Annotated in this window: 22 protein-coding genes; 10 read left to right on the top strand and 12 right to left on the bottom strand. The window is 69.0% G+C overall.

All coding sequences use genetic code 11. The features are described from left to right. Positions 1 to 20: 20 nt before the first annotated feature. The 6 genes from ftsA to ligA all read left to right on the top strand — a co-directional run bounded on the left by ftsA (position 21) and on the right by ligA (position 9,484). Complete coding sequence (gene ftsA, locus ACODSL_RS11150) at positions 21 to 1,346, top strand: cell division protein FtsA (protein WP_488900831.1); 1,326 nt, start codon at positions 21 to 23, stop codon at positions 1,344 to 1,346. A 200-nt stretch (positions 1,347 to 1,546) separates the two neighbouring features. Next, positions 1,547 to 3,067 carry a cell division protein FtsZ gene (gene ftsZ / locus ACODSL_RS11145; protein ID WP_488900744.1) on the top strand — a complete coding sequence of 507 codons (1,521 nt, stop codon included), beginning with the start codon at positions 1,547 to 1,549 and terminating at the stop codon, positions 3,065 to 3,067. A gap of 236 nt (positions 3,068 to 3,303) precedes the next feature. After that, the gene (gene lpxC / locus ACODSL_RS11140) at positions 3,304 to 4,194 is read left to right on the top strand and encodes a UDP-3-O-acyl-N-acetylglucosamine deacetylase (protein WP_488900743.1); all 891 of its coding nucleotides are present in this window, start codon (positions 3,304 to 3,306) and stop codon (positions 4,192 to 4,194) included. A gap of 92 nt (positions 4,195 to 4,286) precedes the next feature. Further along, positions 4,287 to 5,270, top strand: coding sequence for an outer membrane protein assembly factor BamD (locus ACODSL_RS11135; protein ID WP_488900742.1), 984 nt, complete (start codon positions 4,287 to 4,289; stop codon positions 5,268 to 5,270). Positions 5,271 to 5,299: 29 nt separating this feature from the next. Continuing rightward, the gene (gene recN, locus ACODSL_RS11130) at positions 5,300 to 6,997 is read left to right on the top strand and encodes a DNA repair protein RecN (RefSeq protein WP_488900741.1); all 1,698 of its coding nucleotides are present in this window, start codon (positions 5,300 to 5,302) and stop codon (positions 6,995 to 6,997) included. A 141-nt stretch (positions 6,998 to 7,138) separates the two neighbouring features. Next, entirely contained in the window at positions 7,139 to 9,484 is a 2,346-nt protein-coding gene (gene ligA, locus ACODSL_RS11125; RefSeq protein ID WP_488900740.1) for an NAD-dependent DNA ligase LigA, read from the top strand. Between the two features lie 4 nt (positions 9,485 to 9,488). Here ligA and ACODSL_RS11120 read toward each other — a convergent pair whose 3' ends face one another. From ACODSL_RS11120 to ACODSL_RS11105, 4 genes are all read right to left on the bottom strand, one after another. Beyond that, positions 9,489 to 11,321, bottom strand: a complete 1,833-nt coding sequence (locus ACODSL_RS11120; RefSeq protein ID WP_488900739.1) for a retropepsin-like aspartic protease — start codon at positions 11,319 to 11,321, stop codon at positions 9,489 to 9,491. Then, positions 11,318 to 12,127, bottom strand: a complete 810-nt coding sequence (locus tag ACODSL_RS11115; RefSeq protein ID WP_488900738.1) for a TrmB family transcriptional regulator — start codon at positions 12,125 to 12,127, stop codon at positions 11,318 to 11,320. Before ACODSL_RS11115 ends, ACODSL_RS11120 begins: the two co-directional genes overlap by 4 nt. 62 nt (positions 12,128 to 12,189) lie before the next feature. Continuing rightward, positions 12,190 to 12,843 (bottom strand): hypothetical protein, encoded by a 654-nt coding sequence (locus ACODSL_RS11110; protein ID WP_488900737.1) that lies wholly within the window; start codon positions 12,841 to 12,843, stop codon positions 12,190 to 12,192. 43 nt (positions 12,844 to 12,886) lie between these two features. Further along, the gene (locus ACODSL_RS11105) at positions 12,887 to 14,698 is read right to left on the bottom strand and encodes an aminopeptidase P family protein (protein WP_488900736.1); all 1,812 of its coding nucleotides are present in this window, start codon (positions 14,696 to 14,698) and stop codon (positions 12,887 to 12,889) included. A 105-nt stretch (positions 14,699 to 14,803) separates the two neighbouring features. On the opposite strand from ACODSL_RS11105, the gene ACODSL_RS11100 reads away from it, so the two are divergent. Further along, the gene (locus ACODSL_RS11100) at positions 14,804 to 15,340 is read left to right on the top strand and encodes a carbonic anhydrase (RefSeq protein WP_488900735.1); all 537 of its coding nucleotides are present in this window, start codon (positions 14,804 to 14,806) and stop codon (positions 15,338 to 15,340) included. 4 nt (positions 15,341 to 15,344) lie between these two features. Here ACODSL_RS11100 and ACODSL_RS11095 read toward each other — a convergent pair whose 3' ends face one another. The 4 genes from ACODSL_RS11095 to ACODSL_RS11080 all read right to left on the bottom strand — a co-directional run bounded on the left by ACODSL_RS11095 (position 15,345) and on the right by ACODSL_RS11080 (position 18,330). Further along, positions 15,345 to 15,755, bottom strand: a complete 411-nt coding sequence (locus ACODSL_RS11095) for a hypothetical protein (RefSeq protein WP_488900734.1) — start codon at positions 15,753 to 15,755, stop codon at positions 15,345 to 15,347. Between the two features lie 67 nt (positions 15,756 to 15,822). Beyond that, positions 15,823 to 16,689, bottom strand: a complete 867-nt coding sequence (locus ACODSL_RS11090; protein ID WP_488900733.1) for a 50S ribosomal protein L11 methyltransferase — start codon at positions 16,687 to 16,689, stop codon at positions 15,823 to 15,825. 141 nt (positions 16,690 to 16,830) lie between these two features. Further along, positions 16,831 to 17,805, bottom strand: a complete 975-nt coding sequence (locus ACODSL_RS11085) for a hypothetical protein (protein WP_488900732.1) — start codon at positions 17,803 to 17,805, stop codon at positions 16,831 to 16,833. Between the two features lie 195 nt (positions 17,806 to 18,000). Beyond that, a complete protein-coding gene (locus ACODSL_RS11080; protein WP_488900731.1) occupies positions 18,001 to 18,330 on the bottom strand; it encodes a hypothetical protein in 330 nt (109 codons plus the stop codon). Positions 18,331 to 18,448: 118 nt separating this feature from the next. Here ACODSL_RS11080 and ACODSL_RS11075 point away from each other — a divergent pair, with 118 nt between their 5' ends. Next, on the top strand, positions 18,449 to 19,621 hold the full coding sequence (locus ACODSL_RS11075) for a low temperature requirement protein A (RefSeq protein WP_488900730.1): 1,173 nt from the start codon (positions 18,449 to 18,451) through the stop codon (positions 19,619 to 19,621). Between the two features lie 3 nt (positions 19,622 to 19,624). Here the strand turns inward: ACODSL_RS11075 and ACODSL_RS11070 are convergent, their stop codons facing one another. Next, positions 19,625 to 21,946, bottom strand: a complete 2,322-nt coding sequence (locus tag ACODSL_RS11070; protein WP_488900729.1) for an ATP-dependent helicase — start codon at positions 21,944 to 21,946, stop codon at positions 19,625 to 19,627. A gap of 98 nt (positions 21,947 to 22,044) precedes the next feature. Between ACODSL_RS11070 and ACODSL_RS11065 the strand changes: the two genes are divergently transcribed. Together ACODSL_RS11065 and ACODSL_RS11060 are read left to right on the top strand one after the other, a co-directional pair. Continuing rightward, on the top strand, positions 22,045 to 22,248 hold the full coding sequence (locus ACODSL_RS11065) for a hypothetical protein (RefSeq protein ID WP_488900728.1): 204 nt from the start codon (positions 22,045 to 22,047) through the stop codon (positions 22,246 to 22,248). 102 nt (positions 22,249 to 22,350) lie between these two features. Then, positions 22,351 to 23,142: a Coq4 family protein gene (locus ACODSL_RS11060; protein WP_488900727.1), complete on the top strand. Its 792-nt coding sequence runs from the start codon at positions 22,351 to 22,353 to the stop codon at positions 23,140 to 23,142. Here the strand turns inward: ACODSL_RS11060 and ACODSL_RS11055 are convergent. From ACODSL_RS11055 to ACODSL_RS11045, 3 genes are read right to left on the bottom strand one after another with little or no spacing between them, the layout of a single operon-like run. Continuing rightward, positions 23,139 to 23,366 (bottom strand): ribbon-helix-helix domain-containing protein, encoded by a 228-nt coding sequence (locus ACODSL_RS11055; RefSeq protein WP_488900830.1) that lies wholly within the window; start codon positions 23,364 to 23,366, stop codon positions 23,139 to 23,141. The two genes, ACODSL_RS11060 and ACODSL_RS11055, sit on opposite strands and share 4 nt — an antisense overlap. A gap of 5 nt (positions 23,367 to 23,371) precedes the next feature. Then, entirely contained in the window at positions 23,372 to 23,548 is a 177-nt protein-coding gene (locus ACODSL_RS11050; RefSeq protein WP_488900726.1) for a DUF4169 family protein, read from the bottom strand. Continuing rightward, on the bottom strand, positions 23,545 to 24,423 hold the full coding sequence (locus ACODSL_RS11045) for a DUF6807 family protein (RefSeq protein WP_488900725.1): 879 nt from the start codon (positions 24,421 to 24,423) through the stop codon (positions 23,545 to 23,547). Before ACODSL_RS11045 ends, ACODSL_RS11050 begins: the two co-directional genes overlap by 4 nt. Positions 24,424 to 24,425 lie beyond the last annotated feature (2 nt).

Genomic DNA, 24,425 nt, shown 5'->3' with positions numbered 1-24,425 from the left:
GGCTTAGGGTGGCGAAGACTTTGACGCGGCAGGACGATCGCAAACAGGCTGGCGACAGCCTGAAGGCGGCGCTCGCCCGTCAGCCGGTGATCGCGGCGGTCGACCTCGGCGCCTCCAAGGTCGCCTGTTTCGTCATGAAGCCTGACGGCGTTCGTCGCTCGGACCGCACTCTGACGACTGCCGGCGTCGGCTACGTCCAGTCGCGCGGCGTCAAGGGCGCGACGATTTCCAGCATGGACGAGGCGGCCGAAGCCATCGCCCTGGCGGTGGAGCGCGCCGAGTCTGTCGCCGGCGTCAGCGTCCAGGGTGTGACGATCGCCACCGCCGGCGGCCAGATGCGCAGCGACCGCGTATCGGCGCGCGTCTCGATCGGCGCCCGGCCCATCTCCGACAATGACTGCTCGCGCGCCCTGGCCGCGGCGCTGGACCAGATCCGGCTGCCGGGCCGTCGGCCGCTGCATATCCTGCCGATCGCCTGGTCGGTCGACGCCCAGAAGGGCGTGCGCGACCCGCGCGCCATGTTCGGCAAGTCGCTGGGCGTCGATCTGGTGGTCGTGTCGATCGCCGAGACCATCTTCCAGACCCTGGGACACTGCGTGGAGCGCGCGCACCTGCAGTTCGAGGGTGTGGTGGCCGCGCCGTTCGTCTCGGCCCTGGCGGCCCTCGAGGAAGACGAGATGGACCTCGGCGCCATCTGCATCGACATGGGCGCCGGGGTCACCTCCGCCGCCGTGTTCAGCGGCGGCAGTCTGGTTCATGTCGAGTGCCTCGCCGTCGGCGGCGAGCATGTCACCCAGGATATCGCGCGCGGCTTCTCGACATCCCGCGCCGGCGCCGAACGGCTGAAGACATTGCATGGCTCGGCCATCGCCTCGGCCAACGAAGACCGCGAGATGATCGAGGCCCCGCCGCGCGGCGACGATCCCGGCGCCAGCCCGGTGATCGCACCCCGTTCGCTGCTCAAGGGCATCATCGCGCCGCGAGTCGAGGAAACCCTCGAACTGCTCCGTGAACGGCTGAAGGCCTCCGGCGCGGCCATTGAGCCGGGCGCCGGCATTGTTCTGACCGGCGGCGCCAGCCAGCTGGCCGGCGTGCGCGAAGTCGCCGTCCGCGTTTTCGACCGGCCGGTGCGGCTGGGGCGTCCGCGGCGCGTGCCGCACCTGGCTGACGCCGTGACGGGCCCCGCCTTCTGCGCCGCCGCCGGCATCCTGCACCGGGCGGCCTTCGGGCCGCGCGAAGCCGTGTCCGCAAAGGCTCTCGCCGGGGCCCGGGTGCGTCGCGAACCGCTCGATCCCGGCGCCGGGCCCGTGGCAAAGGTCGCGGCCTGGCTCCGTGATAATTTGTAGCAAGTAGTGCGCGTTGATTCGCGCAACCCCTTACGAATCAACAAATTTGCTCCGCAGACGTCTCGATCCCCTCGCGACTCACGCTATGCGGTTAACTGCCGATTAACGATGTGGGTCCGATGTTAACCCCGCCGTAAGGCATTCCCGGCGGGTGGATCGTCGGCACGTTCGAAAGAACAACAGGACGCGGGGTCCCGACTATGAAGCTGTACGCACCTCAGACAACCGAGCTTAAGCCCAGGATCGTCGTTTTCGGCATCGGCGGGGCTGGCGGCAACGCGGTCAACAACATGATTGAAGCCGGGCTGGAGGGTGTCGAGTTCGTCGTCGCCAACACCGACGCCCAGCAGCTTCAATTCGCAAAGACCGATCGCCGGATCCAGCTGGGGGTCACGACCACCCAGGGCCTGGGCGCCGGCGCCCACCCCGAAGTCGGCATGAGCGCCGCCGAAGAGTCCTCGCCCGAGATTGGCGAGCACCTTGATGGCGCCCACATGGTGTTCATCACCGCCGGCATGGGCGGCGGCACCGGCACCGGCGCCGCGCCGATCATCGCCAAGTGCGCGCGTGAGCGCGGCATCCTGACGGTCGGCGTTGTCACCAAGCCGTTCCATTTCGAAGGCCGTCACCGCATGCGGCTGGCCGACGCGGGCATCGCCGAGCTGCAACGCTACGTCGACACCCTGATTGTCATTCCGAACCAGAACCTGTTCCGCGTCGCAAACGAGCGCACGACCTTCGCCGAAGCCTTCGGCATGGCCGACCAGGTCCTGCACTCGGGCGTTCGCTCGATCACCGACCTCATGGTGCTTCCGGGCCTGATCAACCTCGACTTCGCCGACGTCCGCACGGTCATGACCGAGATGGGCAAGGCGATGATGGGCACCGGCGAGGCGACCGGCGAAGACCGCGCCCTGATGGCCGCCCAGAACGCCATCCAGAACCCGCTGCTTGACGAGGTCTCGCTCAAGGGCGCCAAGGCCGTGCTGGTCAACGTGACCGGCGGCCTCGACATGACCCTGCTGGAAGTCGATGAAGCGGCCAACGCCATCACCGACCAGGTCGATCCCGAAGCCAACGTCATCTTCGGCGCGGCCTTCGATCCCGCTCTGGAAGGCTCGATCCGCGTGTCGGTGGTCGCCACCGGCATGGACGGCGCCTCGATCGCCGCCATCGAACCGGCCCGTCCGCAGCGTGTGAACGCGACGGCCAAGCCGCTGATCGTCGAGCCGGTTCAGCCGATCGCCCAGCAGCCGGCTCCGCAGCCGACCTATGAGCAGCCTGTGCGCGCCGCCGAGCCGGCCTGGCAGGCGACGCGCATGGAGCCGCAACATATCGAACCCGCGCCGGTTTATGAGCCGGAGCCCGAGCTGACCTTCGACGCCCCGCCCGCGCCCCCGCCGGTCATCACGCCGCCGGCCCAGCACACGATGCGCGTCGAGCAGCACCGCACTGTGATCGTCGACCCCCTGGTCGAGGATGACGCCGACGCGCAGCTCTATGTGGATCCGCATTTCGAGGACAGCCGTCAGCAGCGAAAGGGCTTCCTGAGCCTGTTCGGCGGACGTCCGCAGCAGCAGCAACGCTATGAGGGTCCGCCCGCGTCGCGCGCCGTCGGTCGCGCCCAGACCGCTGCCGCGCCGCAGATCATGGAGGAGCCGCAGGCGGAAGACGGCGAGGATCTGGAGATCCCGAGCTTCCTCCGGCGCCTGGCGAACTAGCCTCTCACGGGAAAAGCCGGAACACCGGTTCAACCCGCAGCATGAATGATCCCGGTCGGACCGTTGCGGTCCGGCCGGGATTTGTCATTTTTGGTTTATATTTCAAGGTCTTGCGAGGGTAACAATTCGAAACAGGGTTTGCTTTGTCGCGGTGCAGCATAGTCCTTAAATGGCACGTGGGGCGTTGAGCGGTCGAATTCGGCCCTCGGCATTTAGTCAAAGGGTCTCCTGTGTCCGTGTCGGCGTTTTATCAGCACACCGTGGCCGGCCCCGTGATCTTCGCGGGCGTGGGTGTTCACACCGGCGCCCACGTGCGCGTCGTGGTTCGTCCGGCCGCCGCCAACGCGGGCATCACCTTTGTCCGCACCGACATCAAGGATCGCGACAACGCGATCCGGGTTTCCGCCGAAGCTGTCGGCCAGACCCGTCTGGGCACCGTGATCAACAACGCGGCCGGCGCCAGCGTTTCGACCATTGAACATCTGATGGCCGCCATGTCCGCCCTGGCGATCGACAACGCCGTGGTCGAGCTGGACGGTCCGGAAGTGCCTATCCTTGACGGGTCGGCCGAAGTGTTCGTGCAGGTGCTGGACCGGGCCGGTCGGCGCCGCCAGGAAGCCGCGCGCCACTTCATCGAGGTGCTGGAGCCGATCGAGGTTGTCGATGGCGACAAGACCGCGGCCCTGCTGCCCTGCGACACCTTTGAGATGGCCTTCGAAATCCAGTTCGACTCGGCGCCGATCGGCCGCCAGCGCGTCGATCTGGAAATCACCGAGCAGTCGTTCCGCGAGGAACTGGCCGATTGCCGCACCTTCGGGTTCCTGAAGGACGTCGAAGCCCTGCGCGCGGCCGGTCTGGCCCGCGGCGCCTCGATGGAGAACGCGGTGGTCCTGGACGGCGACCGTGTGCTCAATCCGGAAGGCCTCCGCCGCCCGGACGAATTCGTTCGCCACAAGGCCCTGGACGCGGTTGGCGACCTCTATGTTCTCGGCGCGCCGCTGATGGCCCGCTTCGAAGGCCTGTACGCCGGCCATGGTCTGAACAACCAGCTGGTGCGCGCGTTGATGGCCAATCCGCAGGCCTGGCGCATGCGGACGCTCGCGCCCGCGCTCGCCCAGGTCGGTTAACCGACGTCCGCCGCATTTGCGCCCGCCTTTGTGTGGTGTAGAAGCCGTGAGCTGCGCCCGGGGGCGCGCGAACTGGTTCGAGGTGAGGGTAAGTGCTTCCTAGATCGACTGGCCGGGCGGCCCTTCTTATCCTCGCCATCACCGTTTCACTGGTCGCATCCGGCTGCGCCCGCGAGAAGCCGAAGCCGCGCCTGGCTTACGAGGAGCGGCCGGTGGAGCTGCTCTACTCGACCGGCGCCTACAAGCTCGACCAGCACCGCTGGGGCGAGGCGGTGTCCTACTTCCAGGAAGTGGAACGCCAGCACCCGTATTCGGAATGGTCGCGCCGCGCGATTCTGATGACCGCCTTCGCCCACTACCAGGGCAACCAGTATGCGGACGCGATCAGTGACACCGAACGGTTCGTCCAGCTCTACCCGGGCAATCCGTCGGTGGTTTACGCCTACTATCTCAAGGCCATCTGCTATTTTGAACAGATCGTCGATGTGGGCCGGGACCAGGCCGCGACCGAGCAGGCGCTCGCCGCGCTGCAGGAGGTCATCCAGCGCTATCCCAACAGCGAATACGCCTCCGACGCCCGCCTGAAGATCGACATGGTCAAGGACCAGCTGGCGGGTAAGGAAATGGCCATCGGCCGTTACTATCTGCGCCAGGGTCAGACCATCGCCGCGATCGGCCGGTTCCGCGCCGTCATCGACCGTTACCAGACCACGACCCACACCCCGGAAGCCCTCTACCGCCTGGTCGAGTGCTATCTGACGGTCGGCCTGATCCAGGAAGCGACCAACAACGGCGCCGTCCTTGGCGCCAACTATCCCGGCGATGGCTGGTATTCCGATGCCTACAAGCTGCTGACCGACCGCGGTCTTCAGCCGGCCGTGGAACCCAAGACGCCCGGCGCCAAGCGCAGCTATCTTGATCGTCTGCTGAACCGCGGGACGGCCCTGCCGCCTCCCGGCGAGCGGGCGCCGACCCCGACGTTCCAGCCTCTGCCGGCGTCGGCCCAGCCGGGAGCCCCGGTCCCGACGCACGCCCCGAAGAAAAAGGGCATATTCGGTCGCCTCTTGGGGCACTGACTTTCGCAAAATCAGGCTAGACTGCGGTCATGCTGATCGGGCTGGCCATTCGCGACGTCGTGCTGATCGAGGCGCTTGATCTCGCCATCGGTCCCGGCCTGACCGCGCTCACGGGCGAGACCGGCGCCGGCAAGTCGATCATTCTCGATGCCCTGGGTCTGGCCACCGGCGCCCGCGCCGACGCCGGCCTCGTCCGTCGCGGCGCGCAGCAGGCCAGCGCCACCGCGATCTTTTCCCCGCCGGCCGATCACGCCGTCTGGGCCCTCCTCGACGAGAAGGGCCTGAACTATGAGCGCGATGAGGACCTGGTCCTGCGCCGCCAGCTGTCGGCCGATGGCCGCAGCCGCGCGTTCGTCAACGACCAGGCCACCGGCGTCGCCGCGCTGAAGGAGCTGGGCGCCCTGTTGCTCGAGGTGCACGGTCAGCACGAGACCGTCGGCCTGCTCGATCCTCGCACCCATCGCGCGCTGCTGGACGCCTTTGGCGGCGTGTCCCTCGGCGCGGTCGCCTCGGCCTGGAGCGGCTGGCGCGCGGCGCGTGAGCGGGCGGGCGCGCTCCGGGAGCAGGCCGCCAACGCCGAAGCCGAGATCGAGGAACTGACCCTGCGCCTGGGCGAGCTGGACCGGCTCGATCCGCGTGAGGGTGAGGAAACGGCTCTGGCCGAGGAGCGCGCCCTGCTGGGCGCCGCGGAGAAGGCCTTGGGCGACGTCGACGCCGCCTGTGACGCCCTGGGCGGGGAAGGCACCGCCAACCGCCTGTCGCAGGCCTTCCGGGCGCTGGAACGGGCCCGTGAGCGCGCCATCCAGGCCGGGGCGTCCGCCGACGGGCCGGCCGTTCAGCGCCTGACCGCCGCCGCAGAGGCCGTCGACCGCGCGGTCAGCGAGGTCCGCGAGGCCGAGGCCGCCATCGATCACGCCGCCCAGGCCTTCGACCTCGATCCCAAGCGGCTGGAGGAGGCCGAGGAGCGACTGTTCGCCCTGCGCGCCATGGCCCGCAAGCTGTCGGTTCCGGTCGAGTCCCTGCCGGCCGTGCGCGCCGACTTCGCGGCCAGACTTCGCGCCGTGGAGACCTCCGGCGAAGCCCTGAAACTGGCCGAGGCCGCTGAAGCCGCCGCCCGCGCCGCCTACACCGCCGCCGCAGCGACCCTGTCGGCCGAGCGCCGCGCCACCGGCGAGCGGCTGGCCCGCGCCGTGGAAGGCGAACTGGCCCCGCTCAAGCTGGAGAAGGCCCGCTTCCGCGCGGCCGTCGAACCGCTGGCCGAAGACCGCGCCGGGCCGTCGGGCATGGACCGGGTGGCCTTCGAGATATGCACCAACCCCGGCGCGCCGTTCGGACCTCTGGAAGCCATCGCTTCCGGCGGCGAACTGGCCCGCTTCGCCCTGGCGCTGAAGGCCGCGCTGGCCGGTCGTGTCGAGGGCGCCCAGCCGCTGATGATCTTCGACGAGGTCGACCAGGGTGTCGGCGGGGCTGTTGCCGATGCTGTCGGCCTGCGCCTCCGCCGGCTGGCGGCCGACGCCCAGGTGCTGGTGGTGACTCACAGCCCGCAGGTCGCCGCCCGCGCCCACGCCCACTGGCGCATCAGCAAGAGCGGTGACGACACAGCCATCCGAACGGCGGTCGAGTCCCTGTCGCCCAACGCCCGCGAGGAAGAGATTGCCCGCATGCTGTCAGGCGCCGAGGTGACGGATGCCGCCCGCGCCGCGGCCCGGGCGTTGATCGGGGCCTAGGGCATCCTTCGAGACGCGATCCGGAGGGATCGCTCCTCAGGATGACGGCGAGGGCTGGGCTGCACTAAGGTCCGTCATGTTGAGGAGCGAGCCTCAAGCGAGCGTCTCGAACCACGCAGCGAATCGAACCACCTCAGGCTGATGACCGAAACTCCCGTCCCCGACCTGACCGAAGCCGAAGCCGTCCTCGAGCTCGAGCGCCTCGCCGACGAGCTGGCCTCGCACGACCTGCGCTATCACCAGGAAGACGCCCCGACGATCAGCGACGCCGAGTACGACGCGCTCAAGCGGCGCAACGAGGCCATCGAGGCGCGGTTCCCGCATCTCGTGCGCGAAAACAGCCCCTCCCTGAAGGTCGGCTCGGCCCGCTCCGAGCAATTCGCGCCCGTTGAGCACGGCGTGCCGATGCTCAGCCTCGACAACGCTTTCGCTGATGACGAGGTCGAGGCCTTCGTCGCCCGGGTACGGCGGTTCCTCGACCTGCCGGCGGGCGAGCCCGTGGCCTTTACGGCCGAACCGAAGATCGACGGGTTGTCGGCGTCGATCCGCTACGAGAAGGGCGTGCTGATCCGTGGCGCGACGCGCGGCGACGGCCGCACGGGCGAGGACATCACCGCCAACCTTCGCACCCTGAGGGACATCCCTGAGCGCCTGTCCAGCGCCGGCTGGCCCGACGTGATCGAGATCCGCGGCGAGGTCTATGCGCCGCTGGCCGAGTTCGAGGCCTTCAACACCGCCGCCGAGGCCGCCGGCCAGCGCACCTACGCCAACCCGCGCAACTTCGCCGCCGGGTCGCTCCGCCAGATCGACCCGACCATCACCGCCCAGCGCCCGCTGCGGTTCTTCGCCTACGCCTGGGGCGAGATCAGCGAGCGGTTCGCGGAGACCCAGAGCGAGGCGCTGGAACATCTGGCCGACTGGGGCTTCACCACCAACGACCGCTCGCGCCGGGTGGAGAACGCCGAGGGCCTGCTGGGCGTCTATCGGGCCATCGGCGCGGCGCGGCCGACGCTGGCCTATGACATCGACGGCGTCGTCTACAAGGTCGATCGGCTGGACTGGCAGCAGCGGCTGGGTTTCGTCTCTCGCTCGCCACGCTGGGCTATCGCGCACAAGTTTCCGGCCCAGCAGGCGACAACGGTTCTGGAGGGCATCGACATCCAGGTTGGCCGGACGGGCAGCCTGACGCCGGTCGCCCGGCTGCATCCGGTGACGGTCGGCGGCGTGGTCGTGCGCAACGCCACCCTGCACAACGCCGACGAGATCGCCCGCAAGGACATCCGCATCGGCGACACGGTCACCCTGCAGCGCGCGGGCGACGTGATCCCGCAGGTGCTGGGGCCGGTCGACGCGGATCGACCGGATCGGGGGGCGCCCTACGCCTTCCCGACGACCTGTATCTGCCCGCTGAAGACGCCCGTGGTGCAGGAAACCACCGCCGGCGGCGCGGTGACGGTCGCCCGTCGCTGCACCGGCGAGTTCGCCTGTCCGTTCCAGAAGATCCGCCACCTGATGCACTTCGTCTCGCGCCGGGCCTTCGACATCGAGGGGCTGGGCGAGAAGCAGCTTCAGGCCTTCATCGAGGAAGGCTGGATCAACGCCCCCGCTGATATCTTCAGCCTGGCCCGGGACGAGGCGAAGCTGGCCGCCCTGCGCGAGCGGGACGGCTACGGCGAGACCTCGGTCGCCAATCTCATTCGCAACGTCGACGCGCGCAGGACCATCAGCCTGGACCGCTTTCTGTTCGGCCTGGGAATCCGGGACATCGGCGAGACCACCGCCACGCATCTGGCGCGGGCATTCGACAGCATTGGGGATCTCGAACGCGCCGTGATGGCCGCGTCGCAGCAGGCGCCCAGCCCGGCCTATGTTGAACTGACCGAGATGCACGGCATGGGCCCAAAGGCGCGGGACCAGCTGTTGTCACTGGCGCCGGGGCTTGGCGATGATCCCTGGCCCGATGCGCCGATGGCGACAAAGGTCGACCATGCCTTCGCCGGGCTGGCCAGCCCCGCCCGCCGCGCGCTGGGCGAACGTTTCGACCGCTGGACCGACCTGGTCGCCTTTGTCGCGGAAGCCGCGTCCGGCGCGCCGGGACCGGACTTCCTGCACCTGTCAGGTATCGAGGGGGTTGGCCCGGTCGCCGCCCAGTCCATCGCCACCTTTTTCCGCGAAGCGCACAATCGCGCACTGGTCGAAGCGCTGGTCTCCGAGCTGGACGCCATCCAGCCGCTGCCCAGGGCCAAGACCGACACCGCCGTGGCCGGCAAGACCGTGGTCTTCACCGGCGCGCTGGAGCGGATGACCCGTGACGAGGCCAAGGCCCAGGCCGAGGCGCTGGGCGCCAAGACCGCGGGCTCGGTGTCGAAGAAGACCGATCTGGTCGTCGCCGGACCGGGCGCCGGGTCAAAGCTGAAGGACGCCGAGAAGCATGGCGTGAAGGTGCTGACCGAGGACGAATGGCTGGCGCTGATCGGCGCGGGCTGACGGTCTAGAAATAGTCCTTCAGCACGATGGTCCGCGTCTCGCCGGTCGACAGGGTGAAGCTGACGCTCGATCCGGCGGGCAGGGCGCGCAGGGCCTGGATCGCCGAGGCGTTGTCCCCCGTGAGGGCAAGGCCGTTGATCGCCGTGAGGATCTGGCCGGCCTTCAGACCCGCGGCCTCGGCCGGGGAACCCGGCGCGATCATCAGGATCTCCGCCTTGCCCTCGCGGGCCGGACGGGCGAGCACGCCTGAGCGATCCTTCGAGAAGGGGCGGGTTGCGGCGTCGGGCAGGGGCGTCAGAAACAGCCGGTTGCGGGAATAGTCGGTCGTCAGCCGGAAGCGGCTGAGGATCGGCATGCCGATGTTTCCGAGCGTGCGGTTGCTCTCGGCGCTCTGGCCGTCATCGTCGAAGAAGATGGTCGGCACGTCGTGAAAGGTCACCCCGGCGAAGGTCACCGCCCGCAAGCTGGCGATGCTGCGCGTCTTCAGGCCGCCGATGCCACCCGAGAGCGTCTTCGACACCGGCCGGCCGTCTGACAGGGCTCCGGCCGGCTTCCACCAGGCCGAGTAGGCGAGGAAGGCCGCGCCATTGCCGAGATCGAAGTCGACCTGCACGGGCCGGTGGCCCTCGATCGACACCGGCACGGACCGGATGCCGTTGGCTGAGCTCACCGGCACCTCGACCGCGCCGGCCGGGGGCGTGAAGCGGGCCGGGTCGGCGAAGGCGATGGCCTTGCCCTGGAAGTCGAGGTCGACGGTCAGGGCGTTCAGCACCTCCTTCCCGAGAATCACCGGGACCGGTCGGCCGACCGCCTGTTCGATGCTCGACAGGTCGACCAGGGCGACGGTCAGGTCGCGCAGTTCGACTTCGCCGATGCGGATGGTTACGCCGGAGGCCAGTTGCGCTTCCTGGCGACCGCCGGTGCCGACGGCGGTGACCACGCCTGACACCTTTATCCCGGCGGCTTCAGCGAAGCGGCTGTCGAGGACGGTGGTCTCCGCGCCGCTGTCGAGCAGCACGTGCGTCGCCTGGCCGGCGACGGTGGCGGGAATGTAGATGCGCGATCCGAGGAAGAACTCGAACGGCAGCGGCGCGGTCGCCTGAACGCCTGGCGCGAACTGCACCACCTGTCGCGGCGGCGGCCGGGCCCCCACCGCCCGCGCGACGGCGGGGTCGATGTCCATCGCCGTGAAGGCCAGCCGGCGCTCGATCGGGTCGCCCTCTTCCTTCAGCCGCTCGGCGAAGGGCATGCGCACGCCCTCGACGATGCGCCAATCATCGTAGCGAACCAGCGTCTTGCGGCCGTCCTCGAGCCGCCGTTCAGCCCTCAAGGCCCCGGTCGTCGGGTCGATCAGCAGGTCGTAGGCGTCCGGGCCGCCGAAGGTGACGTGCAGCACCGAGACGGGCGCGCCATCGAAGATCTCCGGTGGGGCCAGGGTGATCGTCGCGCCGCCGGCGCCGCGGAGGGCATCGTCGAAGGTCAGCAGATCGCGGCGTCGTGCGGCGTCGACCTCGGCCGGCGAGGGCGCTTCGATCTGGCCGCTGAGGGTCACCGTCCAGGCTTCGCCCGGGCCATAGGCGGAGTCGGAGGTCAGGGCGCCGAAGGCGAAGCGGTCGCGGCCATGGCCGGCCGTGATCCAGCGCTCGACGGGTCCGCCGAAGCGTCCGTCGGTGGCGGTCCCGATCGCGTGAATACCGGTCGCCCGTTCAAAGGCGGGGCCGCCGCGCCAGGCGACATAGCGGTCGACCAGGACAGCGGCAGGATCGGCCGCGGCGGCCGGTCCGGCGAAGACGGCGAGGCCGGCGACGCAGGCCAGCAGGGCGGAGGTGCGGGTCATGGGCGGGCTCCGAGAAGGTGGGTGAGGCCGGGCGGGCGCAGGGTCAGCAGGGCGACGTCGGCGAATGGATCGTCGCCGGGCGGCAGGGCGGAGAGGCGGATCTCGGAAGACAGGGCGCTGTGCTGCAGGCAGGCCAGATAGGCGCTGTCGCTCCACAGGCCGCGGAGGACCTCGTCGCCCTCATGCGCCAGAAGGGCGACCAGATGCTCGCGCGCGTCGGCCGCCAGGGTCACTTGCTGCCCGGGCCAGCGTTCGGCGGCTTCGGCAGACAAGCCGGTGATCGACACCCGAACGGTCGTTACGGTCGGACCGTAGACCAAGCCCGCTACGACGATTCCGGCCGCGGCGGCCTTTTCCAGGTCCGGCTTCAGGGCTTCGAAGGGCTCCGGAAACAGGTCGAACAGGATGACGGACGTCGCGCCGGCGATCATCGCCCGCGCCTTGGCCAGCACCTGCTGGCGGCTCTTGAGAGCATAGAGGCGGTCGTCCGGCGTCGCGGCGTCGATGCTCGACAGGGCGGCCAGGGCCGCCGCGCCGCGCCGGTCGAAAGCGGCCTTCAGCCCGGCGAGCAGCTCGCCCGGAGGCGCTGAGCGCCAGGTTCGCGCGTCGCCGTCATCAACGATCACCGCGCCCTTCGACAGCAGCGACTCCAGCGCCTGATAGGTGTTGGTCGGGGCCTTGCTGATCGCGCGGGCCAGCCGGTAGCCGGTGGCGGGCCCGGCGCGGACCAGCTCGCAATAGACCCGCGCCTCGATATCGCTGAATCCGAGGTCGCGCAGGCTGTCTTCGGCAATAGTAGTTGTCATGACTACTACTATTTTAGCGGCGACGTGAAAGGTCGAGTGAAACCTTCGTAATCCTGGTCAGATCAGGCTTCGTCCCTGTACTCGCCCCGGTCCGCAAGCCAGGCCGCCGCTGTGACGACCAGATAGATCACCAGCGTCAGCCGGCCGAAGGCGAAGGCGTCGCCGGTCGGGGCGGAAAACTCGCCGATCATCTGCAGGGCCACAAGGAAGCCAAGGAACAGCATGGCGGGCCAGGCTGTTCGGCCGTATTTGCCGCGCTTCCATAGCCAGGCGCAGCCGCCGAGCGCGATCAGACCCATCTCCAGCGTCTTCTCCGCGCCGGGGAAGTTCCACAACGCCAGCCCGACCTTTTGCCCGCCCGGCCAGATCTCGAGGTCCGGCCGGTGCACCAGCCAGTCGGTCGCCCAGTGCGAAAACACCACCAGTCCGACCATCACGGCCGCGCTCCAGGGAACCCTGACGAGGAACCGCGCCAGCAGCAGACCGGCGATCGACCAGGCGACGGCCGCCGGCAGACTGTGCGTCCAGGGCATATGGTCGAGAATGAGCGGGCTGCCGGGCAGGTCCGGGTCGAAGCGGACCGTCTCCACCCCGGCCATGACCAGGCTGCTCCAGCCGATGTCGATGAGCTGCGCCGCCCCGACATAGGTCCAGAGCGGCGCCTTGGGTGCGATGGCCTTGCCGGCAAGCGCGGCGGCGTAGTGTCCGACGAACATGACGTCCTCCCCCGAGTTGGTCAGGGAAGGAGGGTGAACCTGTTCAGAGCGGCGCGCACGCGGTTTCGAGCCAGGCGCGAACCTCGGCGCTGACCAGCGGTCCGATCAGCTCCAGAACCTGGGCGTGGTAGCCGTCCATCTGGGCCCGTTCCTCGTCCGTCAGCAGGTCGACGTCGATGCAGGCCCGGTCGATCGGCGCCCAGGTGAGGTTCCCGAACGCCAGCATCGGCCGCTCGCCGCCCGGCACGTCCGTCGCCTCGGTGACGTACTGCAGGTTCTCGATGCGGATGCCGTATTCCCCGGGCTTGTAGTAGCCGGGTTCGTTGCTGAGGATCATGCCGGGGCGCAAGGCGATGGTGCTGGGGGCCTTGGCGATGCGCTGCGGACCCTCATGGACGCCCAGATAGACGCCGACGCCGTGGCCGGTGCCGTGGTCGTAGTCGAGCCCGGCGTTCCAGAGCGGCGCACGGGCGAGCACATCAAGCGCCGAGCCCGTCGTGCCGACGGGAAACCGCACGCGGGCCAGATGCAGGTGGCCCTTCAGCACCAGCGTGAAACGATGCTTCATCTCGTCCGATGGCGTGCCGATGGCCATGGTCCGGGTCACGTCAGTGGTGCCGTCCAGATACTGGCCGCCGCTGTCGACGAGCAACAGGGACCCCTGGGCGCAGCGCTCATTGCTGCGTTCGGTCGGGCGATAGTGGGGCAGCGCGCCGTGGCCGTTGGCCGCGCCGATGGTGTCGAACGACAGGTCCTTCAGCGCGCCGGTGGCCTCGCGGAAAGCCTCGAGTTTGGCCACGGCTTCCTTTTCGTCCGGCGGATTGATTTGCCCTTCGGTGGCGATCCAGTGGAGGAAATTGGTCAGGGCGGCGCCGTCGCGGATGTGGGCCTTGCGCGTACCGGCGATTTCCACCGCATTCTTGCAGGCGCGCGGCAGGGTGCAGGGATCCATCGCCCGCAGCACGGTCGCGCCTTCGGCTGACAGGGTGTCGAAATACCAGGCCGAGGATTGGGCCGGGTCGACCAGCACCGTCTTGCTCTTCAGGTCCGACAGGGCGTCGGCGAGGGCGTCGGGAGTCTCCAGCGAGACCTGGTTGCCCAGCCAGGCCGGGAGATCGGCCGTCACCTTGGCGGGGTCGAGGAACAGTCGGGCGGAACCGTCGGCGTTGACCACAGCCTGGCCGATAGGCAGCGGCGAGCGGATCACGTCGCCGCCGCGGATGTTGAACAGCCAGGCGATCGAGGCCGGGGCGGTGATCACCGAGGCGTCGGCGCCGTCGCGGGCCAGGGCCTCGCCGATACGGGCGCGCTTGGCGGTCGAATCCTCGCCGGCAAACTCGAGCGGCTGGGGCACGACCGGCGCCGTCGGCTGGGCCGGGCGCGACAGGCCCCAGGCCGTGTCGAGGGGGTTGGGGTCGACCGGTTTCAACGACGCGCCGGCCTTTTCAGCGGCGGCGCGCAGGTGGCCGAGCGCGTCCGGGCTGTGGAGGCGCGGATCATACCCGAGCACCGCGCCCTGGCCGGCGGTCTCGAGATAGGCGGGCACGCCGCCGTCGACGAGGTCGCGGATCTCGAACACGGACCCGTCGACCTGCTCGCGGACCTGCAGGGTGTAGCGACCATCGACGAACACCGCCGCCCGGTCCTTCAGGATCACGGCGGCGCCGGCCGAGCCGGTGAAGCCGGTGGCCCAGGCGAGGCGGTCGTTGGCCGCGGGCAGGTATTCGTTCTGATGCTCGTCCTCATGCGGAATGAGGAAGCCGTCCAGGCCCTGGGCCTGCATCGCCGCACGGATCAGCGGCACGTGACGGGGGCCGAAGCCCGGCTCGGTCGATTCATCGAAGGTCTGGCGCATGCTTCCGAACCTATTCATCCGGATCGGTTCGCGCCACCACCGCGAAACCGATTGCTAACCGACGCACGCCAGCGTGATTCCAGGATCGTTCAGGATCGGGGCCCCATGACCTGCTGCAGCCACATCAATCTTCCGCGCATGACTCGCCGCCGGGCCATGCAGGCCATCACGCTGGGCGCGGGCGTCAGTCTTCTGTCGACCCTGCAGCCCGGCGTCGCCCGCGCCGGCGGCCATACGGAGATGCTCCTGCTGACCTGCATGGACTTCCGTCTGGTCGACGACATCGAGACCTACATGAACGCCCGGGGCCTGAAGGACAAATACGATCACGTGGTCCTCGCCGGGGCGTCCCTCGGCGCGCTGAACGACCGGTTCCCCGCCTGGAGCGAGGTGTTCTGGCAGCATCTCGATCTTGCGATCGAGCTGCACGAGGTACACCGCGTGATGGTGCTCGATCATCGCGACTGCGGCGCCTACAAGATGATTCTCGGCGAGGCCGCGGTGAAGGACGCCGACACGGAACTCAAGAGCCACGTCAAACAGCTCTATCTGCTGCGCTCGGCGATCCTCGCGAAACACCCACACATGGAAGTCGAGATCGGCCTGATGGCGCTGGACGGCGCGGTCACCCAGATCGTCTGACCGCCTACTGCGGCAGCGGCTCAGGCGGCGGCGTGTCGGTCGTCTGCGAGCGGCCGATGACGGCGGCGTCGCTGGCGCTCTGCGCGGCCTGATCGGCGGCGGCTCGGGCGTCACCGGCAGCCCTGGCGGCTTCAGCTGTAGTTTGATCGGCCCTCGCGCTGGCCGCGTCACGAGCCATGTCGAGGTTTGCCTGGGCCCCGGCGAGGGCGCCTTCGGCACGGCCAAGATCCTGCGCCTGGGTGATGGCGGTCGAATCGGGCTCCGCCGGCGTCTGGCTGGTCACCATGAAGGCGACAGCGATGATGGCGACGACCGCCACGACGGCGGCCACAACCCATGGCGTGGCGTTTCCGCTGCGCACACCGGCGGCGCGGCTGTCGCCCGGAGGCGGAGTCTGGGGATCGGTGTAGGTCATGGGCGGCCCTCCGTGGGGATCAGCCCCCGACCGCAGGACTAACGCCGGGCCGTGACGGCGGTTCCGGTCAGGCCCGCTGCAGCACCAGCGTCGCCCAGGCGTCGCGGTGGATGCGGCGCACGACGCGGAAGCCCTTGGACAGGTAGGCCGCTTTGACACGGCGCTCCTGCGTGCGCAGCAGACCCGACAGGATGGCCATGCCGCCCGGCCGCAGGGCGCCCTTGATGTCCTGCGCCAGGGCGACCAGCGGCGGCGCGAGGATATTGGCGAACACGAGGTCGTAGGGCGCGTCCTGGCGCACCAGCCGGTGGTTCAGGCCGGAGGCGTGGACGAAACGCGCTTTCGCCGCGTTCTCGATGGCGTTCTCGTTGGCAATGCGCACCGACGGGCCGTCGATATCGGTGCCGACCGCTTTCTTCGAGCCGGTGCGGGCGGCGGCGATCGCCAGCACGCCGGTGCCGCAGCCCACGTCGAGCACGCGGCCGAACCGGCGGGACTTCAGCAGGTCGTCATAGGCCTTGAGACAGCCGGCCGTGGTGCCGTGGTGGCCCGTGCCGAAGGCAGCACCGGCCTCGATGCGCAGCTTCACCGCGTTGACGGGAGCCCGGCCGGTGTCGTGAACGCCATAGACGAAGAAGCGGCCCTCGCGAACCGGCGGCAGGCCAGACAGGGCCATGGCCAGCCAGTCGGCGTCTGCCAGGGCCTCCACGATCACGGTCAGGCCGCCCGAGGCGATCAGGCTGGCCTCGATGCCCTCGGCCTCCTCGGTCGAGGTGGGGAAGGCGTCGATGCGCCAGATCCCCTTGTCCTCGTCCTCTTCAAGGATCGAGTAGGTGGCGCCTTCCAGCATGGGATTGGCGTCAAGGGCGTCGGCGGCGGCCTCGGCCAGGGCGCGCGGGCCCCGGGCGATGATCTGGAGAGCTTGCTCGGTCATGGCGTCCCATAGACCCTTTCCGGATCGGATGAACATCCGATCCGGACAAAAAGGGTCTAATCTTTGGCTGGAGAGCCCGTCGGGGCGGCGGAACCGGGCCCACTTCCGCCTGACGGGCTCTCGCGGGAGGGACGCCCGCCGTCACGCGGCCTTGCGCGGTGCGCGGGCCGGGCGCGCCCAGTCCGGGGCCATTCCGTCGCGCCAGCGGATGCAGCCGGGGGCCGACAGGTCGACGTCGAACCGGCGGACGTGGGCCCGTTCGACGTTGATGGCCGGCGGAGCCCAGGACTTCAGCGCACGGGCCGCCAGCAGATAGGCCGGCGCCAGCAGCTGGGCCGGGCCACGCGACTTCGGAGCCCAGCCGGCGGCGCGGCGCAGCCTGCCGTTGGTGTAGAAGACGCTGTTGGTCAGCATCGACTGCGGCGAGGAGAACTCGACCGAAATCGAGACGTTCAGGTCGTCGCCGTTGACCACGCGGTGCGGCGAATGCTGCGGCCAGAAGGCCGCCTGGCCCGGCTCCAGCTGGACGGGGACGCCGTGGTCCTCGAACGACGCGCTCCACGGCAGGTCGGACAGGTTTTCCTTGAGCAGAATGGCTTCCAGCGCCGCCTCGGTCACGATGTCCTGGCGCGGCGGATAGACGTGGATCGTCTTGTGGCCGCGGACATGCCACAGCATCGTCTCGGCTGGATCGACGTGGAAGAAGATGCCCATGCGCGGGCTGGAGATCAGCACCGCCGCGTTGGCGGTCAGCGCCGGCAGGCCCGTTTCCTTCGAGAACTCGCCCATCAACTTGTCAAACACGACCTTGTAGCGCGGGTTCTTCGTCATCGCGCTGCGAGGAGACACCCAGAGCGCGCCCCTGCGGGCCGCCTCGACCAGTTCCGCGCCGCTGAGATCGCCGGCGTCGCCCGCGATCCACGGCTCATCGGCCGGCGGGTTGGGCTGCATGGTGCAGACCGTCACCTCGTCGCGCGGGTGCTCGTCGATGAGCCGCGCCAGGGCCTCGTCGGTGAACAGGCCCGTCTCTTCCAGCCGGTGGTTGAAGCGCAGGATCTCCTTGCGGACGACCGTCTTCTGGTCGGCGGAGAGCGGCGGAAGAATGCGGTCGGTCATGCCGGGTGTCCCTATGCGGCGCAGTCTGGAACTCGCCTGCAAGGGATTTGCCAAGTGGGGACGGATCCTCCCCATCGGGGGAGGTGGGCCGGCGAAGCCGGGCCGGAGGGGGTCCGCTCAGATGACGGCCGACGTTTCGGGGGACCCCCTCAGTCGGCTCCGCCGACAGCTCCCCCGAGGGGGGAGCAGCCTTCGCTAGTGTTTCGGCCCACCGAGCAAACCCGATGAATCCGTGCTGTATCGGTCCGTCGACGGTGGCGGGCTCATCGGCGGAAACACAGCCGCGACGGGCTTCTTCGGCGTCATGGGCGAGGCGCTCATCGGCTGGCCCATACCGGCCAGGATGTCGCCATCGGCGCTGGGATAGCGGACCGAGGTCGCCTCCGGCTCCGCCGCGACCGCGCCCTGGCTTCGGGCGGCCTCAATGATCGCGTTCGAGCGGCCGGCGGCGTAGGGCCGCTGGTCGACGGCCTGGCCGTGACCAAACGCCAGCGTGCCGGCCAGCATCAGGGGGATGAGCATCATGGTCGTCTCCGTCGCGCGTCGCAGGCACAGCGTCGCAAGCGGCGGATGGTTGCGCCCGGCGCTCTGGCGGCGGCGCGGGATTCGCGGCTAGGCTCGGCCCGAAACGGGTGAGGGCGCCATGGCGGGACCACGAGGCGGGCTGCTGAGAAACCGCGATGGCGGTCATGCCCGCGTGGGCTTCGTCGAACTGTTCTTCGACCTGGTCTTCGTCTTCGCCGTCACCCAGCTCAGCCACAGCCTGATGGCCAAGCCGACCTTTGAGGGACTGGTTCACGTCACGCTGCTGATGATGGCCGTCTGGTGGTCGTGGATGTACACGACCTGGGCGACCAACTGGCTCGACGTCGAACATCGGCTGGTGCGGGGTGTGCTGTTCGCCCTGATGGCGGCGGGCGTGGTGCTGTCGGCGGCCTTGCCTGAGGCTTTCGGTGGTCGCGGCCTGGCCTTCGCCGTCGCCTACGGATTCATCCAGATCAGCCGCACGGCGTTCATCTGCTGGGCCATGCGTCACCAGGAGGTCCAGTACCGCAACTTCATCCGCATCCTGGTCTGGCTGACGATTGCGGCCGGCTTCTGGATCGTCGGCGGCCTGGCCGATCCCCAGACGCGGTTGGCCTGGTGGGCGCTTGCGCTGGGCATTGAGTACGTCGGGCCGGCCGCGCGCTTCTGGGTGCCGGTCATGGGCGCCTCCAACGTCTCGGACTGGACCGTCGAAGGCGGCCACCTGGCCGAGCGCTGCGGCCTGTTCATCATCATCGCGCTCGGAGAATCGATCCTCGTCACCGGTGCGACGTTCGCCGGCCAGCCGGTCTGGTCGCCGCTGACGATCAGCGCGTTCGCCAGCGCCTTCGTCGCCACCCTGGCCATGTGGTGGATCTACTTCGCCGCCAACGCGGAGGCCGCCAGCGAGGAGATCTTCAGGTCCGACGACCCCGGGCGCATCGCCCGGCTGGCCTATACCTATGTCCACATCCTGCTGGTCGCCGGGATCATCGTCTCGGCGGTGGCCGACGAGTGGGTGCTGGCGCATCCAGCGGGCCACACCGACCTGCCGACGGCCCTGGCCCTGCTCGGCGGGCCCGCCCTGTTCCTGCTCGGCAGCCTGCTGTTCAAGCTGAGCATCTGGAAGCGCTGGGCGCTGTCGCGGATGGTCGGCCTGGGGTTGCTGGGCGTGCTGGCGGCGGTCGTGGGGCAGGTCACGCCGCTGACGCTCAGCTGGCTGGCGACGGGGGTCCTGCTGGTGGTCGCGGTGTGGGAGACAGTTCTCTACAGCGGGGAAGGGAACAGCTGAGGCTCACCCCTTCTCCACGAACCCGTCGAGCACCTTCTTGTCGCCGGCCTTGTCGAAGCTGACGCTCAGCTTGTTGCCTTCGACCGCCGTCACCTTGCCGTAGCCGAACTTGATGTGGAACACGCGGTCGCCGCGCTTGTAGTCGCTCGCGGCCGAGCTTTCCGACACTGCCACCAGCCTGCCTTCGCCTTCCAGCACCTGGGTGCGGCCGGCCGGGCCGCCGTGGTAGCCGCGCTCCTGGGCGCGCTTCCAGCCGGGGGAGGAGTAGCCGGCGCCGAAGGTGCGGTCGTCGTCCCAGCGGCTGGAGGTCGGCTGGGCCATGCCCGGGCCGCCGCCGTAGTAGCCGGTCTCGCTGCTGGCCTCGACATTGGCCAGCGGCAGTTCGTCGACGAAACGGCTGGGCAGCTGGCTTGTCCAGCGGCCGTAGACCATGCGGTTGGCGACGAAACTGATGCGCGCCTCCTCACGGGCCCGGGTCACGCCGACGTAGGCCAGGCGGCGTTCTTCCTCGAGGCCCTTCTCGCCGGACTCGTCCATGCTGCGCTGGCTGGGGAAGACGCCTTCCTCCCAGCCCGGCAGGAAGACCAGCGGGAACTCCAGCCCCTTGGCCGCGTGCAGCGTCATGATCTGCACCGCGTCGTCGCCCCGGCCCCGGTCGAGGTCCATGACCAGCGAGACATGTTCAAGGTAGTCGCCGAGCGTTTCGAAGGCGGCCATCGCCTGGACCAGCTCCTTGAGGTTCTCCAGCCGGGTCTGGCTGGTCGGTCCCTTGTCGAGGCGCAGGGCGTCCGTGTAGCCGCTTTCCTCGAGGATCATCTCGGTCAGGCGATCGTGATGCGTGCCGGTCGCCGACTGGTGGCTCCAGCGGTCGAGATCGCGGATGAAGGTGGCCAGCGCCGTGCGGGTGCGGGCCGCCAGCTCGTCGGTCTGGACGATCCCGCGCGCGGCCGTCACCGCCGAAACGCCCCCGCCCCGGGCGATCTGCAGGATCTTCTGCACCGTGGTGTCGCCGATGCCCCGCTTGGGCACGTTGATGATCCGCTCGAAGGCCAGATCGTCGTCCGGCGACTGGACCAGCCGCAGATAGGCGTGGGCGTCGCGGATCTCGGCCCGTTCGAAGAAGCGCGGTCCGCCGACCACCGTGTAGGGGATCTGCAGCATGACGAAGCGCTCTTCGAACGCTCGCATCTGGAAGCTGGCCCGAACGAGGATGGCGGCGTCGCGGAACTTGCGGCCGTCCTTCTTCCAGCGCTCGATCTCCTCGGCGACGAGGCGGCTCTCAGCCTCGCCGTCCCAGACGCCGCGCACCCGGACCTTCTCGCCGCCGTCCTGGTCGGTCCACAGGGTCTTGCCGAGGCGGCCCTTGTTGACCGCGATCAGGCCGCTGGCGGCGGCGAGGATATGGCTGGTGGAACGGTAGTTGCGCTCCAGCCGGATGACGGCCGCGCCGGGGAAGTCGCGCTCGAAGCGCAGGATGTTGTCCACCTCCGCCCCGCGCCAGCCGTAGATCGACTGGTCGTCGTCGCCGACGCAGCAGACGTTCTGCCGCTTCTGCGCCAGCAGCCGGAGCCAGAGGTACTGGGCGACGTTGGTGTCCTGGTATTCGTCGACGAGGATGTAGCGGAAGCGGTCGTGATATTCCGCAAGTACATCAGGGTGTTGCTGGAATATCGTCAGGTTGTGCAACAACAGGTCGCCGAAGTCGCAGGCGTTCAGCACCCGCAGGCGCTCCTGGTACATCCGGTACAGCTGCTGGCCGCGATTGTTGGCGAACACCGCGCCTTCCGACGGCGGCAACCGGTCCGGCGTCCAGCCGCGGTTCTTCCAGTGGTCGATCAGGCCGGACAGGGTCTTGGGCGTCCAGCGCTTGGCGTCGATGTTCTCGGCCTGGAGGATCTGCTTGATCAGCCGTTCCTGGTCGTCGTCGTCCAGGATGGTGTAGCTCGACTTCAGACCGACCAGCTCGGCATGGCGGCGCAGGATCTGGGCGGCCACCGAGTGGAAGGTGCCCAGCCAGCGCAGCCCCTCGGCCTGCGGGCCGATGATGTGGGTGATCCGCTCGCGCATCTCGCGCGCGGCCTTGTTGGTGAAGGTGACCGCCAGCAGCTCCCAGGGCCGGGCCCGGCCGCTGGCGAGGATGTGCGCCAGGCGAGTGGTCAGCACGCGGGTCTTGCCGGTGCCGGCGCCGGCCAGCACGAGCACGGGCCCGTCGACAGCCTCGACCGCCGCGCGCTGCTCGGGGTTCAGGCCGTCGAGATAGCCGGGTGCGCCGTCGACACGGGCCAGGTCGCTGATGCGGGGTTGGGGCAGGGGAGAGTCGGACATCGGAACATATGTAGCACACGCCGCGCCGCGCTTAAGCGGAACCGGCGATGATCGCGCGCCGTTATGCGCATCACATGCTTCCGGGAAGGAAACACTCCATGGCTGAACAATCTTCTGGCGGCGGCTCGCCCGTCCTGGCCTTCATCGTCGGCGGCCTGGTCGTCGTTGTCGCGATCGTCGCCTTCATGATCTACTCCGGACGATCGCCCGTTCCGGACAAGTCGATCGACGTGAAGATCGAGGCGCCTCAGCTGCCTGACGCGCCGAAACTGCCGGACGCGCCGTTGCCCAACCCGCAATAGTCGCGGCGAAAAAGTCACGGTGGCGGGTCTGTGAATGCGAGGCCCTTGCAAAAAGATGACGGGGTCGTCATCTTCGGTCCTGCACTTCTCAGGAACGCTCCCATGGCCTTTGATTCCGCGCCCGCTACCGACGCCCCGCGCGCCGCGACGACCGCTCGTGACCGCAATGCCTTCCGCCTGCAGCCGCTGCGCGCGGCGCGGGCGCTCGGCAAGCTGATCAAGGACAAGGAAGACACCGCCCAGGTGTTCGAGATCATGCGCGCGCTGTCCGGCAACACGGTGGTCAATGGCTACCGGCGCCTGATCTCGACGCCGCAGGGCGGCCGTCTGGCCTATGAGCGGGAAGAGTTCTGCGAGCGGCTGTCGAATACGGCCTGGCTGAACACCTTCGGGCCGGGCACGGTCGGCGAGGCCTATCGCAACTTCATCGCCCCGCGCGGCCTGTCCGCCGAGGGTCTGGCCGAGGAAAGCCGCAAGACCGCCGACGGCGAGATCGACGCGCCGCATCCGCTCGCCTGGTACGGCCGCCGGATGCGCGATGTGCACGACGTCTGGCATGTGCTGACCGGCTACGGCACTGACGGCCTCGGCGAGGCCTGTGTGGTGGCCTTCTCCTACAGCCAGACCAAAAGCCTCGGCTTCGCCCTGATCGCCCACGCCGGCGCGCACCAGTACCAGAAGATCGGCAACGGCCATCCCTACCGCAAGGCGGTCATGGAGGCGTTCCGGAACGGCAAGAAGGCCGCCTGGCTGCCGGAAGTCGACTATGTGAAGCTGTTCGGCGAGAACCTCGAGGCGGCCCGCGCGCGGCTGGGCATCAACCCGCCGTCGACCTATCTGAGCATTCCCGCTGACCAGCGCGACCGGCCGCTGAGCCGCAAACTGGACGCCTAGTCCTTTTCCTCTCCGCGTAGCGGGGAGCGCGGGTTTTGCAGCGCGAACACCCTACAAGCGCTCGCCAGCGGCCGATCGCCGCGCGCGTCGTCGATCCGCGCGATCAGCCCGGCCAGACTGACGCCGTCCGCCGCCGCCGCGGCATCCAGCACCGCCCAGAACTCCGGCTCCAGCGCCAGAGATGTGGCGTGGCCGTGCAGGTTCACGGACCGCTTCTGCAGCAGGCCCTTCACGTGTCGCGCTTCGAGCCGTCGAGGTCGCGCTCGGCCTTCTCGCGTTCGGCTTCGACGCGGGTTTGCTCGGCCTTGGAGCGGCCGAACCGGACGCGGTTCTCCGCCGCCGTGGCCTTGGCCTCGGTCTTCGCCTTGGCCTTGCGGAAGCGGTTCAGGTTGACGGGTTCGGTCATTGGCCGGTCGGGCGAATGATCAGTGTCGATTGCAGGCGCAGGGGTTTGTCCTTTGTCAGGACGACCGGCGCGCGGCCCGGCCAGACGCAGTTCTGCATCGACGGCTCGCGTCGCAGGATCCACAGGCTGACCGGCCGGCCGTTGACCTTGCAGGCCATGCCGACGGCCCATTTTGACAGACCGGGTTGTCCGGGCCAGGTGAAGCCCATCGAACTGCCGGCCGTGACCGGCGTCGGCTGCGGCGTCACCGCCTTGCCGGCCGAGGCGAATACCAGCTTCTCCGGAGCGACGAGCCGCACGGCGAATCCGCCATAGCCTTTCGCGTCATCGCTGCCGCCGAGCGCCAGACCGTCTACGAGCGGGGTGATGGTGGTGTCGAAGTCGATGCGGCGCGTACCGTCCTTCAGCGGCTGGATACGGAGCTTCGTCACCTCGCGGGCGACAAACACCAGCTCGGGCCGACTGTTGACGATCCAGTCTACCTGCAGGGTCAGAATGCCGACGCCGCCGATCTCGCCGCCGAAGTTGGTCTGTTTCACGAACCCGGTGAGGCCCTTCATGCCCCAGCCATCCGCGGCCTGTTCGCTGCCGAGCCGCACCTGCCGCCATGCCCAGAATACGCCGCGCTGTTCCGGCAGCACGGCCGGTCGATCCTCGGTCAGGATCGTGCCGTCCGGGGCGTAGAGCGGGTGGATATAGTTCAGCCGCCCGGGTTCGACCGCCGGGTCCGTGGGCTTGGTGCGGTAGAACAGCACCGGCTGGTCGCTGTCAGTGATGGTCACGCCGTCGGGGCCGATGCTGGCGTCGAGGCCCGGGCGGGCGAGGGCGGCGGCGGGAACCAGGGCGAGCAGCGCCGCGACGAGGAGAGCCTTCATGC

It is taken from the genome of Caulobacter sp. FG121 (assembly GCF_057809815.1).
Note: the sequence above shows the minus strand (reverse complement) of the source record. Positions and strands in the feature narration are given on the sequence as shown.